Below are 4,485 nucleotides of genomic sequence, written 5' to 3' on the forward strand. Positions count from 1 at the left end.
TTCCGTCTACCTCTCTTCACTGTTAACGATCAATTGACCGCTTTTTCTTCATAAAGACAATACTATCTTTACTACGAAAAAGATGCTCCAAGACTGTAATTCATGATTATCCCTGTACTGGTTCACACCAACCACCAGCTCTCTGTTACAGTAAGACTAACCACTACTGTGATCTCTTCATTGCACTTTGTTTATTCAAATGTTTTTTGAAATTGAATAAGTATGATTCGTATTATAGAACGCTTTTCAAAACACTGTCAACAACTTTTTATATATTTTTTAAAATTCCACTTTCGCCCTACATTTCTTCTTGTAAATTCTCCATAACAATTCCGATGCGAATTATCTCATTATCTATTGCATTTATTACACATTTTTCTACTTTATACCCGATTAATAATTCTTTTATTTGAATGATTTCCGTTTCAAGTAAATCCGCTTCCTGAAGCGTTTGCAGTAAAGTAAAAAATACGTTTGCATACAACTCTTTATACATTTTTATACTCTCTGTCTTCTCAAGTATTTCATTGAATAACTGTTTTAACTCCGTTTGATTTCCCTTTCCACCTACGTCCGAAAATGATTTACAAATTATCGATAACCCTCTTTCTACTATTTCATCCATAAATAAAATAATACGTAAAAGCATTACATATTCTCTAGCTGTGATTTCACCCATTTTCGGTCGTTCTCGCAAAAATATACTGAGCCAAGCTGCCCAAAATTTTTGTTGCTCTTTTGCGCTTAACGTTTTGACGTAATAGCATAAAAACTGCATAAACTTAATTTTATTTTCTTCATTTTCTCGTATAAGTAAAGGGTATAACCAGTCTGTTTTTTGTTCCCAATACAGTACACATTTAATAAATACAAAACTGAGCCATTTTAAGAAAGCTTCCCTCGTATGCGGATGTAATACTTCTAAATGTTCTACTGCATACTTAATAAATCGCTTCATTTCTGTAAATAAAGGTAAATTTATTTGCGTGTAACATAAGCCGGCCCATGCATATTTCGTAATCTCATTTTCCTTCTTTAACTCTAAGTACGGTAACAAATATTTTCGGCACCATTGTTTCTCAATATGATAAAGAAATGTAATATCCGCTACTAAACGCGCTAACATAAAATTTGTCCGTTCTGTACTAATTCTTACTTGTTCTTCAAATAAAAATAAATATTCATACACATTACGATCGTATAAATGATCATATGATAACAGTTTTAATAATACAGCTGTCATTTTCCCAACAGGATGCTGAATCGATTCATTGTAAAAATCTTGTTTTCCAAGCTTAAAATCCGTGTCACTTTTCATTACTTGAGGGAATACTGAAAAAGCAAACCGTTTTACATTGCGTATACTATTTTCCTCTAACTCTTCTAACCGATTGCTAATTTCATATAGAAAGCTACTAATTAACCAATGAAATGCAGTATTTCTAACGAATTTCTGCAACAGAGGAATAACTTTTTGTATTTGTTCATTTGTCAGTCCTCGGTTATTTCGCCACTCTCTAATACAAACAAACCAAACTTCATTACTTATTTCGTGCATACCTACTAATTGATAAGCAAATGAAATACTCCATTCTGTATTCAATTTACATGCTTTCGATAACATCTCTAAAAAATGACGTTGTTCAAACACACCATCTTGAGAGAATTGGCGAACTTGTTTCATAATTTCTTCATCTTTCAGCTGTAATAATCCATCAGCAGTTACATTACAAGTAATACTTTGTTCTGTCGTCTCTCTCTTTTTTACACTGTATCGATCAGAATGAAAGTGTGGATGTTTTTGCTTCATTAACTCATAACCTTTTGCTGTAGATGGACTATTTGAATCACACGTGAATAATAAATCTAACAGTAAACAAACATCAAATGCCCTCTCCTCTGCAAGGTTCTTTAATACAATTTGAATGACTTCTTCCTTTGTTTTTTCTAAAGAGAGTGCGTAATGATTTTTTATAAGTTGAAAAACTTCTTGTTTATACGTGACATCTAAAAGAATTTCTTCCTGTAACAACCATTTCATCTTCTCATCGGCGCTTACGAATATATTTTTATTCATCGCATCAATGGCAATTCGATTTTGAAGTATGCTGCTTGCTTCTATCATTTCAGTAATATAATAATTTGCTTTTTTCTCATTGTTTTCACATAAATAGGCTAAACACTCTTTTACAATTTGAATTAAAAACGCAAGATCATTTTGCTGAAACTCTTTTTCCACATTTTCCTTATCCCTTTTTTTCAGTGCCGTTTGCCTTAGTGATAACATCCGCAACTTCTCTATTCCCATCATCATAATTGGAACGGCGTAATAAGAAATATGCGGTTTCATCTTTTCATTCCAAATTTGCTCCACATAAGAAAATGTAGACACGGGTAAACGACTCGACTCCTCAAGTTCTATTGATTCTTGCGTATTATCATTTCCCCACTTTCTTTCACGCTTCAATTTAAGTTTTCCGTCCAAAATAAACGTTAATAACAATAAAGCGATTTCTTTATGCTCAGGAAAAGAACATTTTTGCAGTAAGTAAGAAATTGTTTCGATCGATTTACTATCTTTTTCAGCTGTTTCTAATAAAAGCAGTGTCCACCGTGCAAACAACAATGGGTCCATCTCGATTTTCGTCTCACTTAAGTAACTACAAATTGTTCTCCATAATAACGGAGATAGTTTAGATTGATTTTTAAAAATTAATTGAAATAATTCTTTTTGGTGACTAAAAAGAAATTGTTCCACTAACCATTTTGCAAGTAATTCATCTACCTCGTTATAGTTTGATGTAATTAAAAATAAATTTTGTAATTTCCCTTCCGCTTCAAGCCATTCCACCCACTCATAATCATGAGCAAATTCAACGAAGTAGCGGACTGTTTCAATTTTTTTAATGGATTGTTTTATGTATGATAATTGTTCCTGCTCTACAGAAGGTGGAACTGTTACTATGTCACGAATGCGCATTCGTTTTGTAATATAATTATCACCCATTAACTCCGCCCATCGTTTTACTGCTTTAACGAGAGACTGATGATTATTACCTTTATTTGGATATACAATCGGCCGTATTCCTAAATGCTCCCAATGATATGTATTTTCTCCTTGTGCGACAAATGCATAACGCCTTGTACTTGGTGGTAAACCAGTTGCTAAATATTTCATTACTGGATCATTATGGCTATATCCAACGAACAAAACGGTATAATTCGAGAATAAATCAACTAAAAATCTTCTCGCCCATCCTTCCGTCAAGTAAGCCCTTCCAAAATCACCATCTGTTAAAATTAATGCTTCTTTCTCTTGTTCTATATTGCCATGTATGTAAGCGAGTCCTTTAAACGCTCTACCTGTAGGTAACGCAGGTGCGTGATATACGTTTAATTCTCTATTCATTTCTTTTATCGCAGTTGTAAAATGTCGATCAAAATTTGTCGTTACAATACGAACTTCCGTGTCTAAAGGAAACAACCTCGGAATTGCATAATGAAGCGGATTCGGTTTTGACTTTTCTATATGAACTAGATCTCTTGCAACTTGATGTACATCTTTTGATTTCGCAATTTTACCAAGATAATAATCATGTGGTTCTGTTATTTCACGTTTTTCTACATATAACGTTTTCGCAATTTCATCAACAAGATCATCAAAATTCGGTAAGTTTGATTTCCCTTTCATAGAAACTCCCGCTCCAACAAATAATACTAACTTTCCTTGTTCAAGATGATCAATTAACTCGTCTGGAATTTCTACTTCTGAAGTAATCCACACCCAGGATTCCCCCTTACCTAAAAATGTCATATACTTTCATTTTACTATAACATTTTTTCTTTGTTTTTTTAATATTTAGACAAAGATTGAACATGAAAAAGTTTTATATAAATATATTCGTTACAATGTATGAACTCCTAAATTTATTGTAAAACTATGTATAAATCGGAGGTGTAAATATTGAATGGTTTTACTGTAGTGCTTATCAAGTTTATATCGTGCATTATCGCATTTAGTATTGGACTCGCTTTATTTTTCCCTGCAACGTTCGTCCAAATTATTTCATTTAGTCTCTTTGTAACAATCGTATCTTATATGTTCGTTGATAAAATCATATTAAATCGAATCGGCAATACTGGTGCCATTATGTCGGATTTCTTACTAACATATTTAAGCGTATGGATTTTCGGTAATATTTTATTAGACAACTATATGCAAATTGCATGGGGAAGCATCCTTTCCGCAATTGTCTTCACATTATCTGAAGTAATCGTTCATCGCTTCTCTAACTCCCACACAAGGCACCACAACGATAATATTCATATTAATCGCCGCTTTGCATATGGTACGGAGTTTGCTGAAGAGCAGAATATATTGGATAAAGATAAGAAGAAGTAATATTTTGATGTAGGAGCGCCCTTTTTAATTATGTGGGGCTCCTTTTTTATGTTTTTATTATGGTACGTGAAATTATATCAACG

Annotated in this window: 2 protein-coding genes; one reads left to right on the plus strand and one right to left on the minus strand. The window is 32.8% G+C overall.

Features of this window, described 5'->3' with window-relative positions; all coding sequences use genetic code 11:
- Positions 1-298 precede the first annotated feature (298 nt).
- The gene (locus MR083_RS26065; protein WP_073569457.1) at positions 299-3,814 is read right to left on the minus strand and encodes a DUF4020 domain-containing protein; all 3,516 of its coding nucleotides are present in this window, start codon (positions 3,812-3,814) and stop codon (positions 299-301) included.
- A 150-nt stretch (positions 3,815-3,964) separates the two neighbouring features.
- Here MR083_RS26065 and MR083_RS26070 point away from each other — a divergent pair, with 150 nt between their 5' ends.
- Positions 3,965-4,402, plus strand: coding sequence for a YndM family protein (locus tag MR083_RS26070; RefSeq protein ID WP_001013099.1), 438 nt, complete (start codon positions 3,965-3,967; stop codon positions 4,400-4,402).
- Positions 4,403-4,485 lie beyond the last annotated feature (83 nt).

This window comes from Bacillus cereus group sp. BfR-BA-01408 (genome assembly GCF_022663305.1).
Taxonomy (GTDB): domain Bacteria; phylum Bacillota; class Bacilli; order Bacillales; family Bacillaceae_G; genus Bacillus_A; species Bacillus_A pacificus.

What these genes read in the sequence shown, in the direction of transcription:
- MR083_RS26065 (WP_073569457.1), bottom strand. Translation starts at nt 3,814, where the DNA reads ATGACATTTTTAGGTAAGGGGGAATCCTGGGTGTGGATTACTTCAGAA.